Origin of the sequence: Nioella aestuarii, from assembly GCF_050896395.1 — a bacterium.
GTDB lineage: Bacteria > Pseudomonadota > Alphaproteobacteria > Rhodobacterales > Rhodobacteraceae > Nioella > Nioella aestuarii.
The window spans coordinates 183346-205919 of sequence record NZ_JBPBBA010000003.1 but is presented as its reverse complement, the minus strand read 5'-3'; the positions used below and the strand labels follow the sequence as shown (position 1 = coordinate 205919).

Sequence of the window (22574 nt, the reverse complement as noted above, 5' to 3'; positions counted from 1 at the left end):
GGCAGAGGCGATCTGGTCTTCTCGGCAGGTCTTTACGCTCGGGGTTGGGGTGAACAACTCCAACGCGCGCAATTTTAGCACTGCGGGCCATGCGCTAGACTTTGACGATTACGAGGATGTCGGATCGACCCATCCGAGCGTGCCGATTCTGGCGGCGCTGTTTGGCGTGATGCCGGGGCGCGCTCCGACCCTGGGCGAGGTGCTGCGCGCCTATGTGGCGGGCTACGAGACGATCCTGACCATCGGTTACGCCCTGACCCATGCGCATTATCTGCGCGGGTGGCATGCAACGGGCACGCTTGGCGCGCTTGGCGCGGCCGTGGCCGTGGCGCGGCTGCTCGATCTGCCGCCCGACCGAGGCGGCGCGGCGCTGTCCATTGCAATGACGCGGGCGGGGGGGCTGAAACGGCAGTTCGGATCCGAGGTAAAGGCGCTGCATGCGGGTTTGGCCGCCGAAACCGGGGTGCTGGCGGCGCTGCTTGCGGCTGCGGGGATACAGGCTGAGCCTGACCTTCTGACCGGCCCGACCGGCTTTCTATCGTTGATGGGTGGGGTAACACAGGACTGGCCGGATGTTCCGACGCAGACGATCAGCCGATACCCGCCTTATGCCAAGCCCTGGCCAAGCTGCGGCTACACGCATCGCGCGATCGAGGCGGCGCTGGAGCTGTCCGCGCGCCTTGGGCCCGACGGGGCCAGTGGCATTCTGTCCGCACGGCTGACCATGCCAGACGCCTATTTCGGTGTTGCCGGCTTCCGAGCCCCTGAAACCGAGGCACAGGCGCGGTTCTCGGCCAGCTACTGCGTGGCGGCAGGATTGGTCAGGGGTGCGATTACTCCCCGAGACTTCGAGCCTCAGGCGTTGGCCGATCCCGCAGTAAGAGCGCTGGAGGCGTTGATTTCGCCCCAGCTCTACCCTCTGCCCGCAGGTGCGGGCGACATGAGCCCTCTGGCACCCGACAGCCTGCATTTGACCCTGGCTGACGGACAGACCCTCTCAGCCAGCGTCTCTGATGTGCGTGGCGGCCCTGCAAAGGTGCTGTCCGACGCCGAGCTGAGTGCCAAGTTCATCGCCTGTGGCGGCCTGCCCGAGGAGGCACGCGCCTTCTGGGAAGCGGACGCCTCTGCCCCCTTCACCCAGTTCGCCGGATTACGCCCATGACCGACCCTATCCGATCGCTTGCCGCCCGCTATTACACCGATCCCGCGATATATGCGGCTGAACAAGCGGGGCTCTTTGCCCGCACATGGCAGTTCGCAGGTCATGCCAGTCAGTTGGAAAAGGCGGGCGATTACTTTGCCTTTGAACTTGCGGGCGAAAGCCTGTTTTGCATCAAGGGGCGCGACGGGGAAATCCGCACCTTCTACAATGTCTGCCAGCACCGGGCGCATCAGTTGGTCGAAGGGCAGGGCACAACGCGGGTCGTTGTCTGCCCGTACCACGCCTGGACCTATGAATTGACCGGAGAGCTGCGGGCGGGACCAAACATCAAGGCGGTTCCGGGTTTTGACAAGTCCAAGATCTGCCTGACGGATGTGCGCACAGAGGTGTTCCTTGGCTTCATCTTCGTCAATCTCGACCCGAATGCCGCGCCGATGGATGAATGGTTTCCCAATGCGCGGGCGGAGCTTGAGGGCTTCGTGCCCAATTGGGCCGATCTGAAGCCTTTGGAATGGGTGGAAATCCCCGAGGAATGCAACTGGAAGGTCTCCGTGGAAAACTATTCAGAATGCTACCACTGCTCGCTCAATCACCCGACCTTTGCGACCGGTGTCATCAAGCCCGAAACCTACGACATCCAGCCCCAGGGCTATTGCCTGCGCCACACGACCGAGTGCAATTCGCTGGAGAATATGAGCTACGACATCAATTCCGGCTTTCCCAACAACGACAAGTACTCCAGCTGGTTTCTCTGGCCGATGTTCAGCTTTCAGGTCTATCCCGGCAACCTTTTGAACACCTATCATTGGCGCGCCGTCGATGCAGGCCGCGTGGTGGTCTGGCGCGGCTGGTATTCGGTAGGTGGTGAAGACAACGAAACCGTGCGCCGGATGGCGGTGCAGGACCGGGCGACCACCGTGGAAGAGGATATTCGCCTTGTGGAATCGGTTCAGCGCGGGCTGAAATCGCGGGGCTATGTACCCGGGCCACTGGTGCTTGATCCCGGCTGCGGTGTGAACTCGGAACATTCCGTGATGCATCTGCAGAAGTGGATGCGCGAAGCGGTGGATGGTACGGCGTAAATCCGAAGGTGAGGACACGACATGAGCGCATTTGACGAAGACCTGTTCCTGAAGGGAATGGAGCAGCGCAAAGCCACACTCGGGGCGGAGTATGTGGAAAAGAACCTCGCCGCCGCCGACGGGTTCACCCGGCCGTTTCAAGAGGCGATGACCGCGTGGTGTTGGGGCTTTGGCTGGGGCGATGACGCGATCGACCCAAAGACGCGCAGCATGATGAACCTCGCCATGATCGGGGCCTTGGGCAAGATGCACGAATGGGAACTGCACTGCCGCGGCGCGCTGAACAACGGCGTCTCGAAAGAGGAGATCCGCGCGATCATCCACGTCGTGGCCATCTATTGCGGTGTACCTCAGGCGCTGGAGTGTTTCCGCGCCGCCCGCAAAGTGCTGGAAGAGGCGGGCGAGCTTTAGGCGCGGTAGCGGGTGGAGTCCTCGGTCATGCGGATCAGATCAGTGACGATCCGGTTGGCCGGGGTCGGAATGCCAAGGTTTTCGCCTATGCGGACCACCGCGCCATTCAGCGCGTCGATTTCGGTGCGCCGCCCGGCCATCCGATCCTGCAACATCGACGGTTCATGATGCAAATGGTGCGCAAAGGCGTGTTCCATCATCGCAGAAACCTTGTCCAACGAGGCGTTGACGCCAGAGGCATTCGCAACGGCAATCGCTTCGGCCGCCACCTGCGAGGCCAGCCTGCGACCGGGCTCTGACGCGCCGACAGATCCGGGTGTGCCACCGGTCAGGGCGCAAAGTGGGTTCAGGGAGCAATTGAAAGTGGCCTTTTCCCAGATCGCCACGTCAATATCCGGTTCCAGTCGCGCAGTGATGCCGCCCTTGTCCATCAGGGCAGCAATCTTATGCAAGATCGGCACATCCTGCCCGCTGGCACTGTAAAGATCGGTCGTGGCCGCCCCGTGGGACGCGACCCGACCGGGGCCCAGATATTCGGCAGGTGTCATCGTCATGCCCACGAGAATCCTCTCGCGGTCCACATGTGCGGCGATCCGGTCGACATTGCCGACGCCGTTTTGCAGGCTGAGGACATAGGCGTCGGCCAATAGCGGCTTGACCGATGTCAGCGCCTGATCCGTGTGAAAGACCTTCGTGAACAGCAACACCAGATCAACCGGGCCTTGAAACGCCTCGGGCCGCATGGCCGGCAAGTGGTGGATGCTTTCGCCCTCATCCAGTGCCACATGCAACCCGCCTGCTTTGATTGCCGCAATATGGGCGTCATTCACGTCGAGCAACGTCACCTCCGCCCCGGCCCGCGCCAGCCGCGCGCCATAGACGGACCCCATGGCCCCTGCGCCAAGAACCGCGATCCGCATCGTCATCCTCCTGCTACGCCAAAGAGCGCCCGAACTTCGTCCGGCACCGGGCAAGAGGTGATCCCGCCACCCTCTTTCCGGCGCACCAGAACCCGTTTTTCAAACCCTTCCACGGCCAGCACATCCCCGCGCATAAGCCGGTGTTCAACGTCAAAACTGGACCTTCCAAAGCCGGTGATTGTGGTTTCGATCACAACTTCGTCGCCATAGCTGGACGGTATATGGAATGTCGCGCGTGTATCGACCATCGGAAAGCCAACCACCTGAAACCGGCGGACAAGTTCCGCCTTGGGCAGGCCCGCGGCCTTGAAGTGATGCGCGGTCGAAGCGTCGAACCACGCGAAATAGCGCGGGTAGAAGACGATATCGGCGGGGTCGCAATCGCCCCATTCGATCTGCACGTTGCGGTGACTGGTCAGCATCGGTTCGGTCCTTCCCTTGGCTTAGGCGCTGCGCAGATTGGGGATGGCGGGCTGTGTCCCCAGGGTCTCGTCCAGCTTGGCATGGCTGTCATCGGCCAGCGCCGCCGCTATGGCGCGACGTAAGGATGGGGCCGCGTCTGACATCTGACCGCTGGCAAGCGCCGGGCGCACCACGCCCGCCATGATCCGCGCATAGGCCGCTTTGCCCCGCATCAGCGTATCGGAATAGCCTTTCAGAACGCGGGGCAGCTCGGCCAGGGCCTCTGCGAAGTCTGGCGCGCGGGGCAGGGCGGTGTCCATCGCCTCCAGCCATTCAGCAATCGCCGCCTGTTCCTGCGCGAACCTGTAAGACCGGCGGCGGATACGGCGAAACCCCGCCATCAGGCGCAGCATCCAGTAGCCTGCAACACCGTTAGACCGGACATGGATGCCGCGCCCCAGGAAGGGCAGGCCCTTGCCCGTTTCCACCCGCGCCATGATCCGCGCCCCAAGGCGGGCGGGCAGGATATCGGCAATCTCCTCGGCGCGGGGTTTGAGGTATTCTGTCACTGTCATCAACTGTCCGGGCTGCATCTTCGCCTCGGCCCGGATGCGGGCGAAACGCTCGGGCCTTGTTTTCAAATCGGCTACGCGGGCGATATCCTCGTAGGCCATCCACAGTGCCAGACGGCGGCAGGCTTCCTTCACCGCATGGGCGGCACTTGGAATGGACAGGTCCGCCGCCGCAATCAACCTGTCGGCATGGGCGCGGAAGGTCTGGCCATAGGCCGCGTCCTGATAGTCGGCGCAACGCTCCACCCCGAGGCGGATCACCTCTGCGATATCTCCGGGCACGTCCGAAGCGGCGGGCGCTGTGACTTGCGCCGGAGCGTCCCGCAAGTCCTGCACCGCTTGCGCGGCGGCGTCGAACCCGGCGCGGCTGGCGGTTGCGGACCGACCCTCCCCAAGTACGGCCCGTGACGCTGCAATGTCCCATGGCAACACGCCGCTGCCAGCCAGGGCCCCGAACATGGTGGCACTGACGAAAGTGGCGCTGTCTTCGGCGATCTGGCCCAGATCCAGCAGGTAAGCGTCCCGCGCCAGCGCCTCGGCTGTGCGCCGCACGTTGTCTTCGGAATAGCGACCGTCGCCCAACTGAATCTTTTCCGCCGTCGAATATGTGCGCGCGGTCGAGGATATGAGCGTCGTCAGACCGGGCGAGACAAAGCCCGCCGCCATCACCCGCGCCGTTTCTACCAGTTCTGACGACACCACCACATCGACCCGCCCCGGCATCGGCACGAGGCTGAGGACAGAGCCCGCCGCATCCTTTCCCGCGATCTCGATATAGTAGCTCGTCGATCCGGTGCGCTGCGCCACGCCCGGCACGGACGTCGCTTGCGCGACAAGCCCCGCATTGCGCGCGGCTTCTACGATCCAGTTCATCAGAACGCCGCCGCCTTCACCGCCAAGGGCTGCCAGCAGGATCCGCAGGGGGGGATTTTCCGCGCGTGTCATGCCACCGCCCCCAAAGTGAATATCCGGCGCAACCTACTGCGTGTTCTGTCCCACCAGCCGGGATTGCTGATCACCTCGGCCCGCCAGAAGGATGGGCAGAGCGTCGCCGCATGGGCGACCTCACCGCACAGCCCGCAGCCGACGCACCCATTGGTAACATGCGCGACGGGATCGGTTTTAAGCGGGTCGGTCGCGGTTTTCACGGTCAGGGTCGGGCAGCCGGACAGGCGGATGCAGGAATGATCGCCGGTGCAGGTGTCCTCATCGACGCCAAAGCGGGTGCGCACCACCTGTTCGCCAGCGGCCAGTGCCTTGGCCCGAATGGGTTTGATCCGGCGTTGTCGTTCCAACTGGCATTCACCCTCGGCAACGATGACCTTGAGCCCGCTGAACTTGGTCGAAAACGCCTCACGCAGTGTGTCGCGCATTTGCGAGACTTTGTAGGTGTGCACCGTGCGCAGCCATTTTACGCCGACGCCCTTCAGCGCGTCCTCGATGGTGGTCTCACCATGCGTCGCGCTTTTCTCTGCTGCCGCCAGTTTCAGCGCCGGATCGGGCGAGGAGATGACTTCCTGCGTGCCGGTGGCCGAGGTGTATCCATTCTTCATGATCACCAGCACCCCGTCACCGCCGTTCAAAAGCCGAGAGGTCACGCCGGACAGCAACCCGTTATGCCAGAACCCGCCATCACCCATCACGGCGAGCGGGCGTTTTTGCTGAAAACTGGCGACCGAGGCGTTGGAGGCAAGGCTCATCCCATAGCCAAGAATGGAGTTCCCGAAATTGAACGGCGCGAAGGTCGCGAATGCGTGGCAGCCGATATCGGCGGAATAGTGGACCGGCCCGATTTCTTGCTGGGTCAGCTTGAGCGCAGCAAAGAAGGGCCGCTCCGGGCAGCCGGTGCAGAAACTTGGCGGGCGCGGCGGGACGGGGGCGGCCAGTAACCGCTGCGCCTCTGCCCGCAAGGCCTCGATCTCCTCGGCATAGGCCGTGTCGCCCAATTGGTTGCCGATGCCCGGCAGGTGATCGCGCAGAAAAGTGCCGACGCCTTTGGCCATAACCTCAGACGTGTATTCGCCCGCCAAGGGCAGAATGTCCTTGCCCGCCAGCACCACCGGCGCTTTCGCGCGTCGCAGTATGGTACCTATCTCATTCTCGATATATTCCGGTTGGCCCTCTTCCAGAACCAGAACCGCGCGTTTTCCTTCCGCAAAACCCAGGATCTCTTCCGGCACCAGCGGATAGACGACGTTCAGCGCCATGATTGGCAGGTCACAGTTTCCTTCCGCATCGGCCAGCCCCAGTTCCGCCAGGGCCCGGATCAGCGCGTTGTACAGCCCGCCCTGAACGATGATCCCTACATCGCCCTGCGCGCCGTCAAAGACCTCGTTCAGACGGTGTTCCCGAATAAACGCCCGCGCAGCGGCCATGCGCTCGCTGCTTTTCTTGCGCTCGTGCCCGAAGGTTACGGGCGGATGCGCAAGTTGTTCATATTGATGCGGTGCGGGTTCCGCCAACAAATGCCGGCCCGAAATGTCCGGCGCGATATTGTCCTTTGCCTCGAATGATCCCTGCACATGACAGGCACGAATGCGCAGCTCCATCATGACGGGGGTGTTGGATGCCTCTGACAGCTCAAACGCCCGTTCAACGCAATTCACGATGCTTGGCAGGTTCGGGCGCGGGTCCATCAGCCACAGGGTCGATTTCATCGCATAGGCATGGGTGCGTTCCTGAATGACGCTGGACCCTTCGCCATAATCCTCACCCACGATGATCAGCGCACCGCCCATGACGCCGGGCGAGGCGAGGTTTGACAGCGCGTCAGCGGCCACATTGGTGCCGACGATGGATTTCCACGTCACCGCACCGCGCACCGGGTACATGATCGACGCCCCAAGCATCGCCGCAGCGGACGCTTCGTTGGTGCAGGGTTCCACATGGACGCCCAGTTGCGCCATGTCGGGGGCGGCTTGCACCATCACGTCGATCAGATGCGATACCGGTGCCCCCTGATAGCCGCCCACATAGGACACGCCCGATTGCAGCAGCGCCTTGGTGACGGCGAGAATGCCCTCGCCATGAAAGGTTTCGCCCGCGCCGAGCTTCAGCTTTTCGATTTCCTTGGCGAATGAGACTTCCACGCGCGGCCCTCCCCGGAGTTTCAATATGAGCATCCGGTGTGGAAGCACTTTCGTCAAACGGATAGGCGGAATAGACTGCATTCATGAAATCAATAAACGATCGCACCTTAGACCTGAACCTGCTGCGAATGCTGGTGGCGTTGGATGATACGCGCTCGGTATCTCTGGCGGGCGAGAGGTTGGGCCTCAGTCAGCCCGCTGCCAGCAATGCGCTGTCTCGACTGCGTCAGACGCTGGATGATCCGCTGTTTTTGCGCAGCAAGGACGGTATGGTTCCAACCGGCTTTGCCGACTCCATCCTACCCGAGATCCGAACCCATCTTGGGGCGCTGTTCAAGACGCTGGAACGTGGGGCCGGTTTCGATCCCGTCACCGATGCGCGGGTCTTTCGCCTGTCGCTGTCGGGGCTCGGCGAGGCGGTGTTTCTGCCGAGGTTGGCTGTGCGGACCATTCAGGCCGGGAAGGGGATTCGGCTGGTCAATACATCCACCCCAACCGACATGCTGGCAGATTCGCTGGAGGCTGGTGAGGTCGATCTGGCGATCGGCATGGTGGCGCTGTCGGGGCGCGGCGTGCGGTCTGAGCGATTGTTCAACGAAGACTATGTGGCCATCGCCGGATCGGGGCTGTCTGGTTCTCCTCCCGCTGATCTGCAGGCCCTGCGCGCGGCCCGGTTGATGGTGCCCGCACCCGCAACGACCTTTGGAAGCGCCGTTGACCGGGCGTTGCTTGCCATAGGGTTGGCGGATCGTGTCGTCTTGCGGCTTGGCCATTTCGGGGCATTGCCCCAGTTGTTGGCGCAGCTTGATCTTGTCGCCGTGGTGCCGCGCCAATTGGCTGATCAATTGGTTGGGGCAGGGCAGGCGCGTGTGCTGGACATCATAATTTCCGACACTGTCAGCCCAATCAGCATGGTGTGGCACACACGCACCGCCACGGACCCGGCCTGCGCCTGGCTGCGCGATCAGGTTCGGTCGCTGTTCGGGCCAGATCATGCATAGCGCCGAGTGGCTTGAATAAGTGGGAGTAGGCGATCAATAAGGGAACAGATAATGGACGAGGCCCGGTGATGACCCATCCTGCCCCCGATCTGCAAAGTTGGATTGGCCGACAAGAGACAGTGACCGACCTTTTGCGTGCACAGCCCGCGCGATTCATGCAAGCGACGTTGGACCGTGCCCCTAGCCTGTCTGACGGCGACGCATTGCCGCCGCTGTGGCACTGGCTCTATTTCCTTGACGCCCGCCCCGCCAGTGAACTTGGTCGCGACGCGCATCCCAAAAAGGGTGGTTTCCTTCCGCCGGTCGACCTTCCCCGGCGGATGTGGGCCGGAGGGCGGTTCCGGTTTCATAAGCCTCTGGTTCTGGGGCTGGAGGCCAGCAAACGGTCCACCATCCGGGCGATCACCGAGAAACAGGGGCGCAGTGGCCGGCTGTGTTTTGTAACGGTCGAACATGAGCTGTTTCAGAACGGGCAACTGGCCCTGACCGAGGAACACGACATCGTCTATCGTGACGACCCCGCGCCTGGCGTTCCCGCACCAGACCCAGCCATGGCCCCTGATGGGGCCGATGTCTCTGAAACGGTTAAGCCGTCAGAGGTCATGCTGTTCCGCTATTCGGCCCTGACCTTCAATGGCCACCGCATTCACTATGACGTGGACTATGCCCGCGAGGTAGAGGGCTATGAAGGGCTCGTCTTCCACGGCCCCCTGACCGCAACCTTGCTGATTGACCTTGCCTGTCGCCATTCCGGGCGAATGCCCAAGAGCTTTTCCTTCAGGGGAACCGCACCGCTTGCGGGAATGGCCCCGTTTCGGATCGAGGCAGAAGCCGCGAAAGAGGGCCTTGGCATTTGGGCCAAACGGCATGACGGCGCGCTGGCCATGACCGCAATGGCAGAGTTTTGATGACGCCTTAACAGGCTGATAACGCTCGCTGAATGATGCCATCGGGATGATCCTGATGGTCGTTCGCCCGCGCGGACAATTCCGGGATATAGAAGAAACCAGCCCTGCCCATGTCGCCCAAACTTGCGACAAGTCGCACCCTGCCAGTGTCGAAGACCCTGTTTTAAGTCATGTTTTCAGAACGTTAGCATCTAAAGTGCGCCAGCCACCCTGCCGTGTTTTACCCAGAACCCAATCGAGATGTTCGACTCGGACAGCGTTGCAACCCAGACTGCGATGCCAACGAGAGCCTTGGGGACAGCAGAACGGGTATTCGGCATTAATCTGGCGTCGCGGGACTTGCGTCTGATCTGGACATGGGTCATCCACGATTGGGAAACACAGCGTTAAGGTCCTGCCCGCGTGCGTGGAATGTGCAATGAGGCGCCGAAACGGGGCAAGGCGCGGGGTGTTGGGATGTAGCTCACGGTTCAGCTTTGTCCCGCAACATTTTGAAGATGCAAGACAAATGCAAATGAAGCAACATGCCAAACTGTCCATTGCGCCGATGATGGATTGGACTGATCGCCACTGCCGGTATTTCCATCGGCTCATGTCCGGTCATGCGCTGCTTTATACCGAGATGGTCACAGCCCCCGCCGTGCTTCATGGCGATCGGGACCGGTTGCTGGGGTTTTCCCCACAGGAGCATCCCGTCGCGCTTCAACTTGGCGGATCTGATCCGGCGCAACTGGCCGAGGCAACGCGGATTGCTGTCGACTATGGCTATGACGAGATCAACCTGAATGTGGGCTGTCCCTCGGATCGGGTTCAGTCAGGCAGTTTTGGTGCGGTACTTATGGAACGGCCCGCTTTGGTGGCGGACTGCGTGGCCGCAATGATCGCGGCCAGCCCGGTGGAGGTCACCGTCAAATGCCGGATCGGGGTGGATGAACAGGTGCCCGAGGAAGTGCTGCCGGGTTTTCTGCGCGTCGTGTCCGAAGCCGGGGTCGCACGCTTCACGATCCACGCCCGAAAGGCTTGGCTGCAAGGGCTCAGCCCCAAGGAAAACCGCGATATCCCGCCGCTCGATTACCCGCTGGTACATCGGATGAAGGCAGAATTTCCGCATCTGCACCTGTCGATCAATGGCGGTATCGCTACGCTCGATGCCACTCAGGCGCATTTGGAGGCTGGGATGGATGGCGTGATGATCGGGCGTGCCGCCTATCACACCCCGGCAGAGATCTTGCTGGAGGCAGATCAGCGCATTTTCGGCGCGGACACGCCCCACAAGACCGCCCATCAAGTGGCTGAAGAGATGCTTCCCTATATCGAGGCGCATCTGGCATCGGGTGGGCGTCTCAACCAGATCACGCGGCATATGCTGGGGCTTTTCGCCGGTCGCCCCGGCGCACGTCATTGGAAACGCATCCTGTCCGAACAGGCACATCGCGACGGGGCGGGGCCAGAGGTGGTGAAGCGAGCGCTTGACGCTGTCAGCCAGTTTGCCGCCTGAGCCCGCTTTCCATTCCCGCTGCGCTCTGCTTAAGTCGCGCCGAACCGCATAAGGACACGACATGGCAGACCTCACACAATATTTGCCGCTTCTTGGACTGATCCTGGTGATCGGGGGATTTGCCGGGATCGTGGCAGGGCTTTTGGGCGTGGGCGGTGGCATTATCCTTGTTCCGGCCTTCTTTTTCGCCTTCTCATCCCTTGGCTATGACACGCCAGAGCTGATGCAGATCTGTTTGGCGACGTCTTTGGCGACCATCGTTGTGACATCGGTGCGCTCGGTCCTGGCGCATAACCGCAAAGGCGCCGTGGATTGGGAGATCCTGAAAAGCTGGGGTCCGGGCATCGCTATCGGGGCTGCTCTTGGCGTGGCCGCTGCCTCTGGCCTCAGAAATGAGGTGCTGATGGGTATCTTCGGGGTGCTGGGGCTCTGCGTGGGGCTTTATCTGGCGTTCGGCAAGCCCGAGTGGCGGCTTGGCGACGAGATGCCGGGCGGCGTCTCTCGGGCGATCGTGTCACCGGCGCTCGGGTTCTTGTCGGTTCTGATGGGCATCGGTGGCGGCAGCTTTGGCGTGCCGCTGATGACGCTCTATGGTCGGCCCATTCACCGGGCAGTAGCCACAGCCGCAGGTTTCGGTGTGATCATCGCGGTGCCGTCGGTTTTGGGCTTTCTCTTCGTCGGGGGCGGAACCGAGGGGCGCCCGCCCTACACGGTCGGTCAGGTGAACCTGATCGCCTTCGTGGTGATCGTAGCCATGACCATGATCACCACGCCCTGGGGCGTGAAACTGGCCCATGCCATGGATCCCAAGCCGTTGAAACGTTTCTTTGCGGTGTTCATCATGATCATGGCGGCGAATATGCTGCGAAAGGCGTTCGGGTATTGAGCTGGCTGACCGACGGGTATCAGGTCTTTGGGCCCGACCCGGAGATCGAAGGCTGGCTAAAGACCACAGGTCCCGCCGCGCTGGCTGCCGCCGCTGATCCAGGGCATCGCGCGACCTGGCTTCGCCATGGTGGCACGTGGTTCGCCGGGGTCAATGTTCTCGACAATGACGGATCGGGCCGTGTGGCTGGTGGCCCCTCCCTCGCCGGAGCGGCGCTGCGGGCGGCCGAGGCCGTGTCAGGTCCGTTGCCGCTGGATAAGGGGCAAGTCTCGATCATCTATCCGGGCTACCCAAAGCAGGACCTTGGCGAAAGCGATGCCAGTCACCGCTATCGCAAGGCCCGCGATGCGGCGCATCTGGACGGGTTATTGCCAGTGGGGCCGGATCGGCGGCGCATGATCAAGGAACCCCATGGCTGGATCCTGGGCCTGCCGGTGACAGAATGCGGGCCAGGGACATCCGCGTTGGTGGTCTGGGCGGGCAGCCACGAAATCATGCGCGCCCGGCTTGGGGCTGTGCTTGCCGGGTATCCAGAGGCCGTGTGGTCAGAGGTCGATCTGACCGACGCCTACCACGCCGCACGGCGCGAGGTGTTCGAGACCTGCGAGCGTATCGAACTCCCTGCCCGGCCCGGTGAGGCCACGCTGTTGCATCGGCTGGTCCTGCACGGGGTCGCCCCCTGGCAGGAGGGGGCAGTCGCCCCGCCAGAGGGGCGTGCCATCATCTATTTTCGCCCGCATCTGCCAGGTGGTCCGGCGGATTGGCTGCGACTGCCTTGATTAACGGGCGCAACGAAGGCGCTTGCAAGCGCCTTCTGAAAGGGCCTTCGAAGGCCCTTCCAGCGCCCAGCCTCAGCGTTCGGGGATCAGTCCCCTCGGGTTGAAGCGCAGCATCAGCAGCAGGAACAGCCCCATGGTCAGAAGCCGCATATGCGCCGCCGAGTCGATCAGGTGCTGACGGAGGCCATTATCCTCTGCCATCCCGGCCGTAATCGTCTGCATCAGCCACAGGCCAATGGGTTCCACCATGATCCACAGCCACCAGATCAGGAAGCCGCCCAGGACCGAGCCCCAGTTGTTCCCCGATCCGCCGACGATCACCATCACCCAGATCAGGAAGGTAAAGCGCAGAGGGTTGTAGGTGCCGGGCACCAGCTGACCATCGAGTGTGGTCATCATCGCGCCCGCAATACCGCAGACGGCAGAGCCGATGATGAAGATCTGCAAATGCCGCTTGGTGACGTCCTTGCCCATGGCCTCGGACGAGACTTCATTGTCGCGGATCGCGCGCATCATCCGGCCCCACGGCGATTTCAGCGCCATCTCCGACATCCAGATCAGCACCAAAAGCACGATGGCAAAGAGCATCCCATAGCTCAGCTTGACCAATATGGAGGATGCGGTCACCGGATCGGCGCCGAACCGGTCTGCCAGCGACAGGAACCACGCGGCCTCCTGCAGTTCCACCTCGTAGGGCACGGGCCAGGGCCGTGGCAGGCCGGTCACATTCTTCACGCCGCGCGCCAGCCAGTCCTCATTCTTCAGAACCGCCAGGATGATCTCGGCAATGCCAAGCGTGGCAATCGCCAGGTAGTCCGACCGCAGACCAAGCGCGGTCTTACCGACGATCCAGGCCGCGCCTGCCGCGAACAGCCCGCCCACAGGCCAGGCCAGCAGCATTGGCAGGCCAAGCCCGCCCAGATAGCCCGTCAGCGCCGGATTGACCGCCTCGATCGCGTCGCGGGCGGGATCGAAGATCGCCCGGTACAGCATGAAGCCCGCGATGAGCACCGCAAGCATCACCACCACGCGCAACAGCCCCGCCGGCATCTTCTTATAAATCATGACCGCGGCAAAGATCGACGCGGCTCCGGCGGCCAATGCCAGCAGAATGCGCGGCCCGCCCGCCGCCCAGGCCTCGGGCACCGGCGGCATCGACACCAGCACTGCCGCCAGCCCGCCAAGCGCGGTAAAGCCGAGAATACCGACGTTGAAGAGACCCGCGTAGCCCCATTGCATGTTCACCCCAAGCGCCATGATGGCTGAAATCAGCCCCATGTTCAGGATCGTCAGCGTGGTGTTCCACGATTGCATGAACCCTGTTCCTATGAACAGTGCGGCCACCAGGCCGAAAAGCAGGAAATTTTTGCCGTTGATCTGCGTCATACCGATTTCCCCTTGAAGAGGCCCGTGGGCTTGAACAGAAGCACGATCAGCAGGATCGCGAAGCTGACGGCGAATTTGTAGTCAGTGGACAGCAGTTGCAGCAGCCCCTCAGGTTCCCACCCTTCTGGCACCAGGTGGTTCACGAAACGGCGGAACGCATAGGTCACCGTGATCTCCGAGAAAGCGATCAGGAAGCCGCCCGCGATAGCACCAAGCGGATTGCCAAGCCCGCCGACGATGGCAGAGGCAAAGATGGGCAGGAGCAGCTGGAAATAGGTGAAGGGCTTGAAGCTCTTGTCGAGCCCGTAAAGCACCCCCGCCGTGGTCGCCAGCGCCGCCACGATGATCCATGTCACAAGGACCACACGCTCGGGGTTGATCCCCGACAAGAGCGCCAGATCCTCGTTGTCGGAAAAGGCGCGCATGGATTTACCGGTCCGGGTCCGATTGAGGAACCAGAACAGCGTCACCACGCAGATAAGCGCCACCACCACCGTGATCCCCTGGCTGGTCCGAATGGCAAGCCCCTCGTCCAGCCCGGTCATCTCGCGGAAGGTGCGCGCCGAAATGATGAACCGCTCGCCATCGGCAAAGCGTTGGTCATCGACTCCGATGATGAAGCGCACCAGCCCGTTCATGATGAACATGACGCCAAGCGAAGCAATCACGTAGATCACCGGCTTGGCCTTCTGCTGGCGGTAGAACTTGTAGACAACCTTGTCGGTCCCAATAAGCAACAACGCCGTGGCCGCAATGCCAATCGGCAGTGCCAGAAGCGCCGTGGGTAGCGGCCCGAGCGTGATGCCCGCGCTCTGCAAGGCCCATGTCACGAGGATGGTCACCATGGCCCCGAAGGCCATCGTATCGCCATGGGCGAAGTTCGAGAATCTCAGGATCCCGTAGATAAGCGTCACGCCAAGCGCGCCAAGGGCCAGCTGCGCGCCATAGGCGGTCGCTGGCACGATGACGAAATTGGCTAGGACGACAATGGCGTTCAGGAAGTCCAACTCAAGTCTCCTCGCAGATGCCGAAATAGGTGGTGGCGGGGCTGCCGGGGTCCGCCGGGTGGCGGCTGCGGAGGGCAGTGCCATCGGCATGGATGGTGATCAGGTCGCTTTCCGCGCCGGGTGCGGTGGTGGCGATGGTGAAAGGCATACTGTCTTCATCGGACAAGGTCAGGGCGGGCAGGGGGGCTGCATCCGCTTCCAGAAAGGCCATTACGCCATCCTCACCCGTCCCGATCTCGGTCTGGATCTCGGCAGGCGCGCAGCTGCCCGCGGCCTCGCAAGCCACGGTAAAGGCGCAGCTATAGCCGGTTTCTGCCATGGCAGGAGTGGCCAGAAGGCACAGGGATATGAGCGGCGCAAGCCTCACCCGTCGGTCTCCGAATTGTCCACGTCCTCGCACAGACCGAAGCCGGTGACTGACCGGGGCCGCGCCTGTGGTTGGTGAAGGGTGACGACCACATGGCCGCTATCGGCGATGCTGACCATCTGCACGGCCTGGGTTTCGTGATTGGCGAAGATCAGGCTGCGCAGCCGGGTGGGTTCCAGCGCCCCTTCGGGCGCAAGAATGTCGGCGGCCAGCTCGTAATCCGAGGGCAGGTCTTCCTCCCACAGCACCCGCCAGCTGCCGTCTTCCTGCTCGGTCACATGGATCTCTTGCCCCCAGTCCTGGCACGGGTTCGACTCGATGCAGATCACCGCCATGTTGCACACACGCTCTATGGCGATGTGCTGCGCGGCGGCTGGCAGGGGGATTAGAAAGGGCAGGGCGGCAAGGCCCAGGCGGAACATCATCTATTGAACCTCACATTGTCCGTAAGCGGTCTGCTGACGCGGGCCGTGGCCGGGCTGATAGTCTTGGAGGACATGCAGCGCCTCGCCGGTGGGGAATATCGTTAGCATCAGGTTGTCCTCGTAGCCGGGCGAGACAAACATCTGCATCGGCGTATCGGACGGGGTTACATCTTCGACCGAACGATTGCGCCCTTCATACGTCAGCCAAAGCCCGTCGCCATGATCAGCCAATCCGATCTCGACCGTGAAGGTCTCGCTCGTGCAGTCATCGGTGTCGCAGCGCGTGCTGAACAGGCAATAATAGCTGCCCGTCTGCGCCGCTGCTGCGCTGCTTAGCGCCGTTGCCAGCGCCAGTCCCCCGATGATGCCCCCGGTTTGCGTCACTTGCTGCCGCCACCCGCGTTGCCAGTGGTTTCCGTGCAGGTGCCGTTCAGCCGGTAGTGGATCAAACTGTCGCCAAGCGCCATGTTGCCGGTATAGATGATCCGGCCCGTGTCGGTGATCGTGCCCAGTTCGACGCCTGCACTATTGGTGAAATAGAAATGCATGGCGCCATCGCTTTCGTGCACTGTTCCGTCGAAGAAGTTGCCCTCACGCTGCTCCATCTCTCCGACGCCTGTCGTCGCATTGAGGGTGAAGTTGTAGGGGATGTTGTCAGGTGCGCAATTGCCGCCATCCTGCCGGCAGGCTTCGGTCATAGTGCATTCATAGGTGCGGTCCTGCGCCATCACCGGGGCCGCCATCAGGGTGGCCAGAACGGCCGTTGTCAGAATGTGTTTCATAATCAACCTCCTAGGAAAGACTTGCGGACTTCCGGGTCGGCCAAAAGCGCCTTGCCGGTATCTGTATATGCGTTGCGGCCCTGAACGAGCACATAGCCTTTATCTGCAATTTCAAGCGCTTGTCGGGCGTTTTGTTCCACCATCAAGATGGAAATCCCGGTGCGCGCGACCTCGATAATCCGGTCGAAAAGTTCGTCCATGACGATAGGCGAAACGCCCGCCGTCGGTTCATCCAGCATCAAGAGCTTGGGTTGCGTCATCAATGCCCGGCCCACAGCGACCTGCTGGCGTTGGCCGCCCGAAAGCTCGCCCGCCGGTTGCAGGCGCTTTTCCTTGAGGATCGGGAAGAGATCATAGACCTGCTCCATCGTGCCCCGGAAATCATCGGTGCGGATGAAGGCGCCCATCTCCAGGTTTTCCTCGACCGTCATCGAGGTGAAGATGTTCGAGGTCTGAGGGACAAAGCCCATTCCCTTGGCCACGCGGGCCTGCGGTGTGAGGCCGGTGATATCCTCGCCATCCAGCACAACGCGGCCCTGTCGCAGGTTCAGCATTCCGAAGACGGCCTTCATGCCGGTGGATTTGCCCGCCCCGTTGGGGCCAACGATGACGGCGATCTCGCCCTTTTCGACGGCAATGGTGCAGTCATGCAGAATATCCGCGCCCTTGCCATAGCCGCCGGTCATGTTTTCACCGATGAGGAACGGCTGCCCTGCCGCAGGTGCGGTCTTGGTGCCAAGCCCCTCGGCTGGCGTCAGCGTGCCGATCCCGTCGGGGTTGCCAATCGAGCGGTCCTTGTTGCCGCGATCGTCCTGATAGGGGTTGCCGGTCATGCCTCTACCTTGTCCTTGTTCTTGAGCCCGGTGCCCAAGTATGCCTCGATCACCTGCTCATTGGCCTTGATCTCATCCAGTGTGCCTTCCGCCAGCACCTTGCCCTCGGCCATGCAGATGACCGGGTCACAGATTTTGTCGATGAAATCCATGTCGTGCTCGATGACGACGAAGGTGTAGCCACGCTCTGTATTCAGGCGCTTGATCGCGTCGGCGATGGTGTAAAGCAGCGTCCGGTTCACGCCCGCGCCGACCTCGTCCAGGAACACGATCTTGGCATCGACCATCATCGTGCGGCCCAGTTCCAGCAGCTTCTTCTGCCCGCCAGATACCTCGCCCGCCTTCAGGTCAGCGATGTGGGAAATCGTCAGGAATTCAAGCACTTCGTCGGCTTTAGCCCGCAGTGCGCGTTCTTCGTTCGCGATCCGCTTGCGCCCGAACCAGGTGTTCCACAGGCTTTCGCCCGACTGCCCGCCCGGCACCATCATCAGGTTTTCGCGGCAAGTCATGGAGCTGAATTCATGTGCGATCTGGAACGTGCGCAGCAGCCCCTTGTGGAACAGCTCATGCGGCGGCAGACCGGTGATATCCTCACCATCCATTTCCACCCGGCCAGATGTGGGCGCCAGAACCCCGGCAATCACGTTGAACAGCGTGGTCTTGCCTGCGCCATTGGGGCCAATCAGCCCGGTGATGGACCCCGGCGCAATGGAAAGGCTTGCTCCATCCACGGCATGGAAGCCGCCGAAATGCTTGTGCAGGTCATGAACGGTGATCATGCGTGAAGGCTCACTTTCCCCAAAGTCCCTTAGGTCTTAAACGAACAGCCCGGCGGATGACCGGGCTGTTCATGATCATACGATCAGGATCGGATCAGCGATACTGCGCGGTGACGATCTCACCGCCCTGGATCTCGATTTCACGGTAGTTGCCTGCCGATTCACCGGGGCCGATCAATTCAACGGCGGTGGCACCTTCATAGTCCACCTCGCCGCCGGCAGCGATGATTTCCAACGCGCGGCCCAGTTCGCCGGGCTGGATGAGTTCACCTGGTGCGTTGGCGATATCCATGATGTGGCCAGCATAGTCGCCGGGCGCGGTGGAGCCGGCTGCTGCCATTGCCATCATCATCAGCGCAGCAGCGTCATAGCTTTCGGCAGCAAACGGCGAGGTGCCGTCGAAGCCCGCTTCAGCAGCCATGCCCTGGAAGATCGCCGCGCCATCCGAGTCGGTGCCCGGATGCTGGCCGAACGAGCCGTCGATGTCAGAGCCGAAATTGTCGACCAGTGCCTGGCTCACCATACCGTCGGGGAAGACGAATGTGTCGAACGCACCCGAGTCGAGCGCCGCCTGGATGATGCCAGAGCCACCCTGGTCCACGTAGCCCGCCACGACGAGCGCCGCGCCACCGGCAGAGGCCAGCGCGCCAACTTCCGCGGCATAGTCCGCACGGCCATCTTCATGGGCCGCGACCAGCGTCACGGTGCCGCCGGCCTCTGCGAAGGCTGCGGCGAAGCTGTCTGCCAGGCCCAGGCCGTAGTCGTTGTTGGTGTAGGTCACGGCAACTTCGGAAATGCCGCGATCCATCAGCACGTTTGCCATCACCACACCCTGACGCGCGTCAGAGGGGGCGGTGCGGAAGAACAGGCCGTTGTCTTCGACCAGAGACAGGGCCGGAGAAGTGGCGGAGGGCGAAATCATCACCATGCCATTGGGCAGGGCGACGTTGGACAGGATCGAGGTGGTCACACCGGAACAGTCGGCACCCACGATGCCCGCAACGCCATCAGCGGTGATCAGACGTTCGGCAGCGGCCTGCGCGGCGGCAGAGTCGATACAGGTGGAGTCTGCGCGCACCGACACGAAGGTGCTGCCATCCATGATACCGCCCGCGGCGTTCACTTCGGCCATGGCCAGTTCCGCGCCGGCAGCCATGTTGGGGGTCAGCGATTCGATCGGGCCGGTAAAGCCAAGGATCACGCCGATGCTGATTTCGTCGGCAGCGGCCGCACCAGCAAGAACTGCGGTGGCCGCAGAGGCCAGCAGAAGCTTCTTCATGATTGTCTCCCTATTGGACAAATTATTCTTGTGCGGGCAGGTTATGACGGGTTCTGCGAATTGAAAAGGGCCGAAATGGACCCTTTCAGGCTGCCGACCGATATTTTCTGTCAGAAAAGGCAAAGCGGCTGAAAGCGGCTTTCATATCGGGTGCTTTTCCTACAAATTCGCGCCGAACAGTCAATCGGACCAAGGATCAGCCCGCCATGCCCGCCCCAAAGAACAGGTTGAAATCGGATCTGAGCGCCGGACGTCTCTGCAAGGGCATCTGGCTCAACCTCGGCTCACCCCTGGTGGCAGAGCTTGCCGGCAATAGCGGCTTTGACTGGTGCCTTGTCGATGGAGAACACGGGCCCTGGGATCCGACAGCGATCCGCGCACAGCTTATGGCGATTGCGGCCACACCGGCGCAGGCGGTGGTCCGGGTGCCGGTGGCCGAAGACTGGATCATCAAGCAGGCGCTCGATCTGGGTGTGCAGACGCTTCTTGTGCCGATGATCGACAGTGCGGAAGACGCCGCAGCCGTGGTCCGCGCCTGCCGTTACCCGCCAGATGGCGTGCGCGGGCAGGGGGCGCTCGTTGCCCGGGCTACAGGCTTTAATGCCATCTCGGACTACACGACCAATGCCAATGACGAGATCTGCGTTCTGGTTCAGGCCGAAAGCCGAGCCGCCCTAGACGATCTCGACCGGATCGCCGCGGTCGAGGGCGTTGACGGCATCTTTATCGGTCCTGCAGACCTGGCCGCCGATATGGGCCATCGCGACGATCCCGGACACCCGGATGTCCAAGCGGCCATTGCTGGCACCATCCCGCGCATCCGCGCCGCCGGCAAGGCGGCGGGCATCATTTTGGGAACCCGAGAGGCACGTGCCAATGCGGTTGCGCTCGGTGTCAATTTCCTTGGCCTCGGCAGTGAGGCAACATTGCTTGGCGATGCGCTCAGGACATTGGCGGCGGAATGATCCTGGTCGACGCCGATGCCTGCCCCGTCAAGCAAGAGGCCATTCGCGTGGCGCTCCGCCATGGCCTGGTCATCATCTTCATCGCAAATCAGGGTCTGCGCCTGCCGGATCACCCGCTGATCAAGCAGTTCACCGTGTCAGACGGGTTCGATGCCGCAGACGATGCCATTGCCGAAACGGCAGGCCCGGGCCATCTGGTCATCACCGCCGATATCCTGCTGGCCGAACGCTGCCTCAAGGCCGGAGCCGAGGTGATGGATCACAAGGGCCGCCCCTTCACGCTCGACAGCATCGGCGGCCAGATCGCCACCCGAGCCATCATGGCCGACCTGCGCGCGGGGCTCGACGGGCAGGGGATCGGCGGCCAAAAACCCTTCTCAAAAGCCGATCGAAGCCGCTTCCTCGATGCTATGGAAACCACCCTCAGACGTCTCAAAGCCTGATTCCTTCTTCTTTGCCCAAATACTCCCGCCGGAGGCATCCTGTCCGTGCCAAAAGGCCAGGCGCCGGGCCCGGTCAATCATCCCCTCTCCGCATGTCCGTGGCAACGCGGACCGACGAGGCCTCCGGCGTAAGCCGGGGGTTGAGGAGGGCCGCCCACGGGTCGACGCCGAAGGCGGCGAAACTTCTATTTCGATTTTCGCTTACGGGCCGGGGTCGGGCGGACTTTCTTCTCGATCGCATCAAAAAGATGCGCTGCGATGTTCTTGCCGGTCGCCTTCTCCACGCCCTCGAATCCGGGCGAGCTGTTCACCTCCAGAACCTTCGGTCCATCGACACTGCGCAGCAGGTCTACGCCCGCCATTCCCAACCCAAACACCTTTGCCGCCCGCAGCGCCGTGTCGCGTTCCTCGCGGCTGATCCGCACCGCCGTTGCACTGCCGCCCTGATGCAGGTTCGAGCGGAAATCATCGCCCGCGGCGACCCGCTTCATCGCTGCCACCACGCGCCCGTCGACCACCAGACAGCGGATATCCTCCCCCGCCGCTTCCTTGACGAAATCCTGCACAAGAAAGTTGGCCTTCAACCCCCGAAACGCATCGATAACCGATTGCGCGGCTTTCTTGGTTTCCGCCAGCACCACGCCCTTACCTTGGGTGCTTTCCAGAAGTTTCACGATCAACGGTGCCGTGCCCACTAGGCCGATCAGGTTGCCGGTATCCTTGGGCGACGACGCGAAGGCCGTGCGCGGCATTCCGATACGGTGCCGGGCCAGCAACTGATGGGCATGCAGCTTGTCGCGGCTTGCGGTGATCCCGGCGCTGCCATTCACGCAATAGGTATTCAGCGTCTCGAATTGGCGCAGCACGGCCGTGCCATAGGACGTGATCGAGGCCCCGATGCGCGGAATCACGGCGTCATAGCGGGGCAGGCGGGTGCCGTCATAGTGGATCTCGGGGGCCAATGTGTTGATCGCCATATAACACCGGGTGGTGTCGATCAGCTCGATCGTATGCCCGCGCTCCTCGCCTTCCGCCACCAACCGTCCGGTGGAATAATTGGTCTCGCGGCTCAGCACCGCGATGCGAAGCGAGCGTTTGGGGGCGGCCTGTTTCACCATTGAGGAGTGGTAGACGTCATAGCTTAGCTCTGGCTGGCAGAAACTGTCCGCGGGACTGATCAGCCAGTCAGGCTGGATCGCCTGACGTCCCAGCAACATCCTGTAGGCCATCGAGGTGCGATCGGTCAGGGTGATCTCGATCGGTGCTTTGACCTGACCGATTTTCAGGTCGGTCTCGATCACGAAGCGCTGCTCGGTCTCGCCATTGGACGAGGTCACGTCACGCCGGTCCTTGATCGTGGCCGAACAGGGAATGGTGATATCGGTGCGCCCCGGGACCGGATGCACGGCAAAGCGCACCTTGGGGCGGTTGGCGGGGCCAAAGGTTTCAATGTCAAACGCGTGCAACGCCGAGGTCTTGGCCCCGGTATCCACTTTGACCTTCAAGGCCGGCAGGCCGAGCCCTGGCAGGGCAACCCATTCTTCCCATCCCAGTCTCAGGACATCATCGATGGTCATGGTCGGGTTCCTCCCTTGGCT

The 22574-nt window shown here is 62.2% G+C and carries 24 protein-coding genes and 1 pseudogene; 11 read left to right on the top strand and 14 right to left on the bottom strand.

The features are described from left to right. Window positions 1–124: 124 nt before the first annotated feature. From ACROHD_RS03845 to ACROHD_RS03830, 4 genes and pseudogenes are all read left to right on the top strand, one after another. A pseudogene (locus ACROHD_RS03845) lies at window positions 125–493 on the top strand (MmgE/PrpD family protein); the annotation flags it as partial. A gap of 51 nt (window positions 494–544) precedes the next feature. Beyond that, a complete protein-coding gene (locus tag ACROHD_RS03840) occupies window positions 545–1162 on the top strand; it encodes an MmgE/PrpD family protein (RefSeq protein WP_432676023.1) in 618 nt (205 codons plus the stop codon). Beyond that, window positions 1159–2244: an aromatic ring-hydroxylating oxygenase subunit alpha gene (locus ACROHD_RS03835; RefSeq protein ID WP_432676014.1), complete on the top strand. Its 1086-nt coding sequence runs from the start codon at window positions 1159–1161 to the stop codon at window positions 2242–2244. Before ACROHD_RS03840 ends, ACROHD_RS03835 begins: the two co-directional genes overlap by 4 nt. A gap of 21 nt (window positions 2245–2265) precedes the next feature. Continuing rightward, on the top strand, window positions 2266–2655 hold the full coding sequence (locus tag ACROHD_RS03830; RefSeq protein WP_432676013.1) for a carboxymuconolactone decarboxylase family protein: 390 nt from the start codon (window positions 2266–2268) through the stop codon (window positions 2653–2655). Here ACROHD_RS03830 and ACROHD_RS03825 read toward each other — a convergent pair. The 4 genes from ACROHD_RS03825 to ACROHD_RS03810 are packed head-to-tail and all read right to left on the bottom strand — an operon-like array spanning window position 2652 to window position 7638. After that, complete coding sequence (locus tag ACROHD_RS03825) at window positions 2652–3575, bottom strand: ketopantoate reductase family protein (protein WP_432676012.1); 924 nt, start codon at window positions 3573–3575, stop codon at window positions 2652–2654. The genes ACROHD_RS03830 and ACROHD_RS03825 overlap by 4 nt on opposite strands. A gap of 2 nt (window positions 3576–3577) precedes the next feature. Beyond that, window positions 3578–3997: an acyl-CoA thioesterase gene (locus tag ACROHD_RS03820; RefSeq protein ID WP_432676011.1), complete on the bottom strand. Its 420-nt coding sequence runs from the start codon at window positions 3995–3997 to the stop codon at window positions 3578–3580. Between the two features lie 21 nt (window positions 3998–4018). Continuing rightward, a complete protein-coding gene (locus ACROHD_RS03815) occupies window positions 4019–5494 on the bottom strand; it encodes an indolepyruvate oxidoreductase subunit beta family protein (protein WP_432676010.1) in 1476 nt (491 codons plus the stop codon). Beyond that, window positions 5491–7638 carry a thiamine pyrophosphate-dependent enzyme gene (locus ACROHD_RS03810; protein WP_432676009.1) on the bottom strand — a complete coding sequence of 716 codons (2148 nt, stop codon included), beginning with the start codon at window positions 7636–7638 and terminating at the stop codon, window positions 5491–5493. The genes ACROHD_RS03815 and ACROHD_RS03810 overlap by 4 nt, the downstream gene beginning before the upstream one ends. 83 nt (window positions 7639–7721) lie before the next feature. Here ACROHD_RS03810 and ACROHD_RS03805 point away from each other — a divergent pair, with 83 nt between their 5' ends. From ACROHD_RS03805 to ACROHD_RS03785, 5 genes are all read left to right on the top strand, one after another. Next, window positions 7722–8639: a LysR family transcriptional regulator gene (locus ACROHD_RS03805; RefSeq protein ID WP_432676008.1), complete on the top strand. Its 918-nt coding sequence runs from the start codon at window positions 7722–7724 to the stop codon at window positions 8637–8639. 68 nt (window positions 8640–8707) lie between these two features. Then, on the top strand, window positions 8708–9547 hold the full coding sequence (locus tag ACROHD_RS03800; RefSeq protein ID WP_432676007.1) for an HTD2 family dehydratase: 840 nt from the start codon (window positions 8708–8710) through the stop codon (window positions 9545–9547). 508 nt (window positions 9548–10055) lie between these two features. Further along, window positions 10056–11045: a tRNA dihydrouridine(20/20a) synthase DusA gene (gene dusA, locus ACROHD_RS03795; protein ID WP_432676006.1), complete on the top strand. Its 990-nt coding sequence runs from the start codon at window positions 10056–10058 to the stop codon at window positions 11043–11045. A 61-nt stretch (window positions 11046–11106) separates the two neighbouring features. Then, window positions 11107–11931: a sulfite exporter TauE/SafE family protein gene (locus tag ACROHD_RS03790; protein ID WP_432676005.1), complete on the top strand. Its 825-nt coding sequence runs from the start codon at window positions 11107–11109 to the stop codon at window positions 11929–11931. Next, window positions 11928–12710 (top strand): hypothetical protein, encoded by a 783-nt coding sequence (locus ACROHD_RS03785; RefSeq protein WP_432676004.1) that lies wholly within the window; start codon window positions 11928–11930, stop codon window positions 12708–12710. Before ACROHD_RS03790 ends, ACROHD_RS03785 begins: the two co-directional genes overlap by 4 nt. Before the next feature lie 72 nt (window positions 12711–12782). Here the strand turns inward: ACROHD_RS03785 and ACROHD_RS03780 are convergent, their stop codons facing one another. The 9 genes from ACROHD_RS03780 to ACROHD_RS03740 form a co-directional block, all read right to left on the bottom strand. Beyond that, complete coding sequence (locus ACROHD_RS03780) at window positions 12783–14096, bottom strand: branched-chain amino acid ABC transporter permease (RefSeq protein WP_432676003.1); 1314 nt, start codon at window positions 14094–14096, stop codon at window positions 12783–12785. Continuing rightward, a complete protein-coding gene (locus tag ACROHD_RS03775) occupies window positions 14093–15103 on the bottom strand; it encodes a branched-chain amino acid ABC transporter permease (RefSeq protein ID WP_432676002.1) in 1011 nt (336 codons plus the stop codon). Before ACROHD_RS03775 ends, ACROHD_RS03780 begins: the two co-directional genes overlap by 4 nt. Before the next feature lies 1 nt (window position 15104). Further along, window positions 15105–15470 (bottom strand): hypothetical protein, encoded by a 366-nt coding sequence (locus ACROHD_RS03770; RefSeq protein ID WP_432676001.1) that lies wholly within the window; start codon window positions 15468–15470, stop codon window positions 15105–15107. Next, window positions 15467–15895 carry a hypothetical protein gene (locus tag ACROHD_RS03765; protein ID WP_432676000.1) on the bottom strand — a complete coding sequence of 143 codons (429 nt, stop codon included), beginning with the start codon at window positions 15893–15895 and terminating at the stop codon, window positions 15467–15469. Before ACROHD_RS03765 ends, ACROHD_RS03770 begins: the two co-directional genes overlap by 4 nt. After that, window positions 15896–16279, bottom strand: a complete 384-nt coding sequence (locus tag ACROHD_RS03760) for a hypothetical protein (protein WP_432675999.1) — start codon at window positions 16277–16279, stop codon at window positions 15896–15898. After that, window positions 16276–16677, bottom strand: coding sequence for a hypothetical protein (locus ACROHD_RS03755; protein WP_432675998.1), 402 nt, complete (start codon window positions 16675–16677; stop codon window positions 16276–16278). Before ACROHD_RS03755 ends, ACROHD_RS03760 begins: the two co-directional genes overlap by 4 nt. A gap of 2 nt (window positions 16678–16679) precedes the next feature. Then, the gene (locus ACROHD_RS03750) at window positions 16680–17510 is read right to left on the bottom strand and encodes an ABC transporter ATP-binding protein (protein WP_432675996.1); all 831 of its coding nucleotides are present in this window, start codon (window positions 17508–17510) and stop codon (window positions 16680–16682) included. Further along, a complete protein-coding gene (locus ACROHD_RS03745) occupies window positions 17507–18289 on the bottom strand; it encodes an ABC transporter ATP-binding protein (protein ID WP_432675995.1) in 783 nt (260 codons plus the stop codon). The genes ACROHD_RS03750 and ACROHD_RS03745 overlap by 4 nt, the downstream gene beginning before the upstream one ends. A 94-nt stretch (window positions 18290–18383) precedes the next feature. Continuing rightward, window positions 18384–19568 (bottom strand): ABC transporter substrate-binding protein, encoded by a 1185-nt coding sequence (locus tag ACROHD_RS03740; RefSeq protein WP_432675994.1) that lies wholly within the window; start codon window positions 19566–19568, stop codon window positions 18384–18386. Window positions 19569–19774: 206 nt separating this feature from the next. Here ACROHD_RS03740 and ACROHD_RS03735 point away from each other — a divergent pair, with 206 nt between their 5' ends. Both ACROHD_RS03735 and ACROHD_RS03730 read left to right on the top strand, forming a co-directional pair. Next, on the top strand, window positions 19775–20533 hold the full coding sequence (locus ACROHD_RS03735) for an HpcH/HpaI aldolase family protein (RefSeq protein WP_432675993.1): 759 nt from the start codon (window positions 19775–19777) through the stop codon (window positions 20531–20533). Next, window positions 20530–20976, top strand: coding sequence for a YaiI/YqxD family protein (locus tag ACROHD_RS03730; RefSeq protein ID WP_432675992.1), 447 nt, complete (start codon window positions 20530–20532; stop codon window positions 20974–20976). The genes ACROHD_RS03735 and ACROHD_RS03730 overlap by 4 nt, the downstream gene beginning before the upstream one ends. 185 nt (window positions 20977–21161) lie before the next feature. On the opposite strand, the gene rimK is transcribed toward ACROHD_RS03730, so the two are convergent. Continuing rightward, on the bottom strand, window positions 21162–22553 hold the full coding sequence (gene rimK, locus ACROHD_RS03725; protein WP_432675990.1) for a 30S ribosomal protein S6--L-glutamate ligase: 1392 nt from the start codon (window positions 22551–22553) through the stop codon (window positions 21162–21164). Window positions 22554–22574 lie beyond the last annotated feature (21 nt).

What these genes read in the sequence shown, in the direction of transcription:
- ACROHD_RS03735 (WP_432675993.1), top strand. Translation starts at nt 19,775, where the DNA reads ATGCCCGCCCCAAAGAACAGGTTGAAATCGGATCTGAGCGCCGGACGT.
- ACROHD_RS03840 (WP_432676023.1), top strand. Translation starts at nt 545, where the DNA reads ATGGGTGGGGTAACACAGGACTGGCCGGATGTTCCGACGCAGACGATC.
- ACROHD_RS03805 (WP_432676008.1), top strand. Translation starts at nt 7,722, where the DNA reads ATGAAATCAATAAACGATCGCACCTTAGACCTGAACCTGCTGCGAATG.
- ACROHD_RS03830 (WP_432676013.1), top strand. Translation starts at nt 2,266, where the DNA reads ATGAGCGCATTTGACGAAGACCTGTTCCTGAAGGGAATGGAGCAGCGC.
- ACROHD_RS03730 (WP_432675992.1), top strand. Translation starts at nt 20,530, where the DNA reads ATGATCCTGGTCGACGCCGATGCCTGCCCCGTCAAGCAAGAGGCCATT.
- ACROHD_RS03745 (WP_432675995.1), bottom strand. Translation starts at nt 18,289, where the DNA reads ATGATCACCGTTCATGACCTGCACAAGCATTTCGGCGGCTTCCATGCC.
- rimK (WP_432675990.1), bottom strand. Translation starts at nt 22,553, where the DNA reads ATGACCATCGATGATGTCCTGAGACTGGGATGGGAAGAATGGGTTGCC.
- ACROHD_RS03815 (WP_432676010.1), bottom strand. Translation starts at nt 5,494, where the DNA reads ATGACACGCGCGGAAAATCCCCCCCTGCGGATCCTGCTGGCAGCCCTT.
- ACROHD_RS03835 (WP_432676014.1), top strand. Translation starts at nt 1,159, where the DNA reads ATGACCGACCCTATCCGATCGCTTGCCGCCCGCTATTACACCGATCCC.
- ACROHD_RS03740 (WP_432675994.1), bottom strand. Translation starts at nt 19,568, where the DNA reads ATGAAGAAGCTTCTGCTGGCCTCTGCGGCCACCGCAGTTCTTGCTGGT.
- ACROHD_RS03780 (WP_432676003.1), bottom strand. Translation starts at nt 14,096, where the DNA reads ATGACGCAGATCAACGGCAAAAATTTCCTGCTTTTCGGCCTGGTGGCC.
- ACROHD_RS03800 (WP_432676007.1), top strand. Translation starts at nt 8,708, where the DNA reads ATGACCCATCCTGCCCCCGATCTGCAAAGTTGGATTGGCCGACAAGAG.
- ACROHD_RS03765 (WP_432676000.1), bottom strand. Translation starts at nt 15,895, where the DNA reads ATGATGTTCCGCCTGGGCCTTGCCGCCCTGCCCTTTCTAATCCCCCTG.
- ACROHD_RS03825 (WP_432676012.1), bottom strand. Translation starts at nt 3,575, where the DNA reads ATGCGGATCGCGGTTCTTGGCGCAGGGGCCATGGGGTCCGTCTATGGC.
- ACROHD_RS03750 (WP_432675996.1), bottom strand. Translation starts at nt 17,510, where the DNA reads ATGACCGGCAACCCCTATCAGGACGATCGCGGCAACAAGGACCGCTCG.
- ACROHD_RS03755 (WP_432675998.1), bottom strand. Translation starts at nt 16,677, where the DNA reads ATGAAACACATTCTGACAACGGCCGTTCTGGCCACCCTGATGGCGGCC.
- ACROHD_RS03790 (WP_432676005.1), top strand. Translation starts at nt 11,107, where the DNA reads ATGGCAGACCTCACACAATATTTGCCGCTTCTTGGACTGATCCTGGTG.
- ACROHD_RS03820 (WP_432676011.1), bottom strand. Translation starts at nt 3,997, where the DNA reads ATGCTGACCAGTCACCGCAACGTGCAGATCGAATGGGGCGATTGCGAC.
- dusA (WP_432676006.1), top strand. Translation starts at nt 10,056, where the DNA reads ATGCAAATGAAGCAACATGCCAAACTGTCCATTGCGCCGATGATGGAT.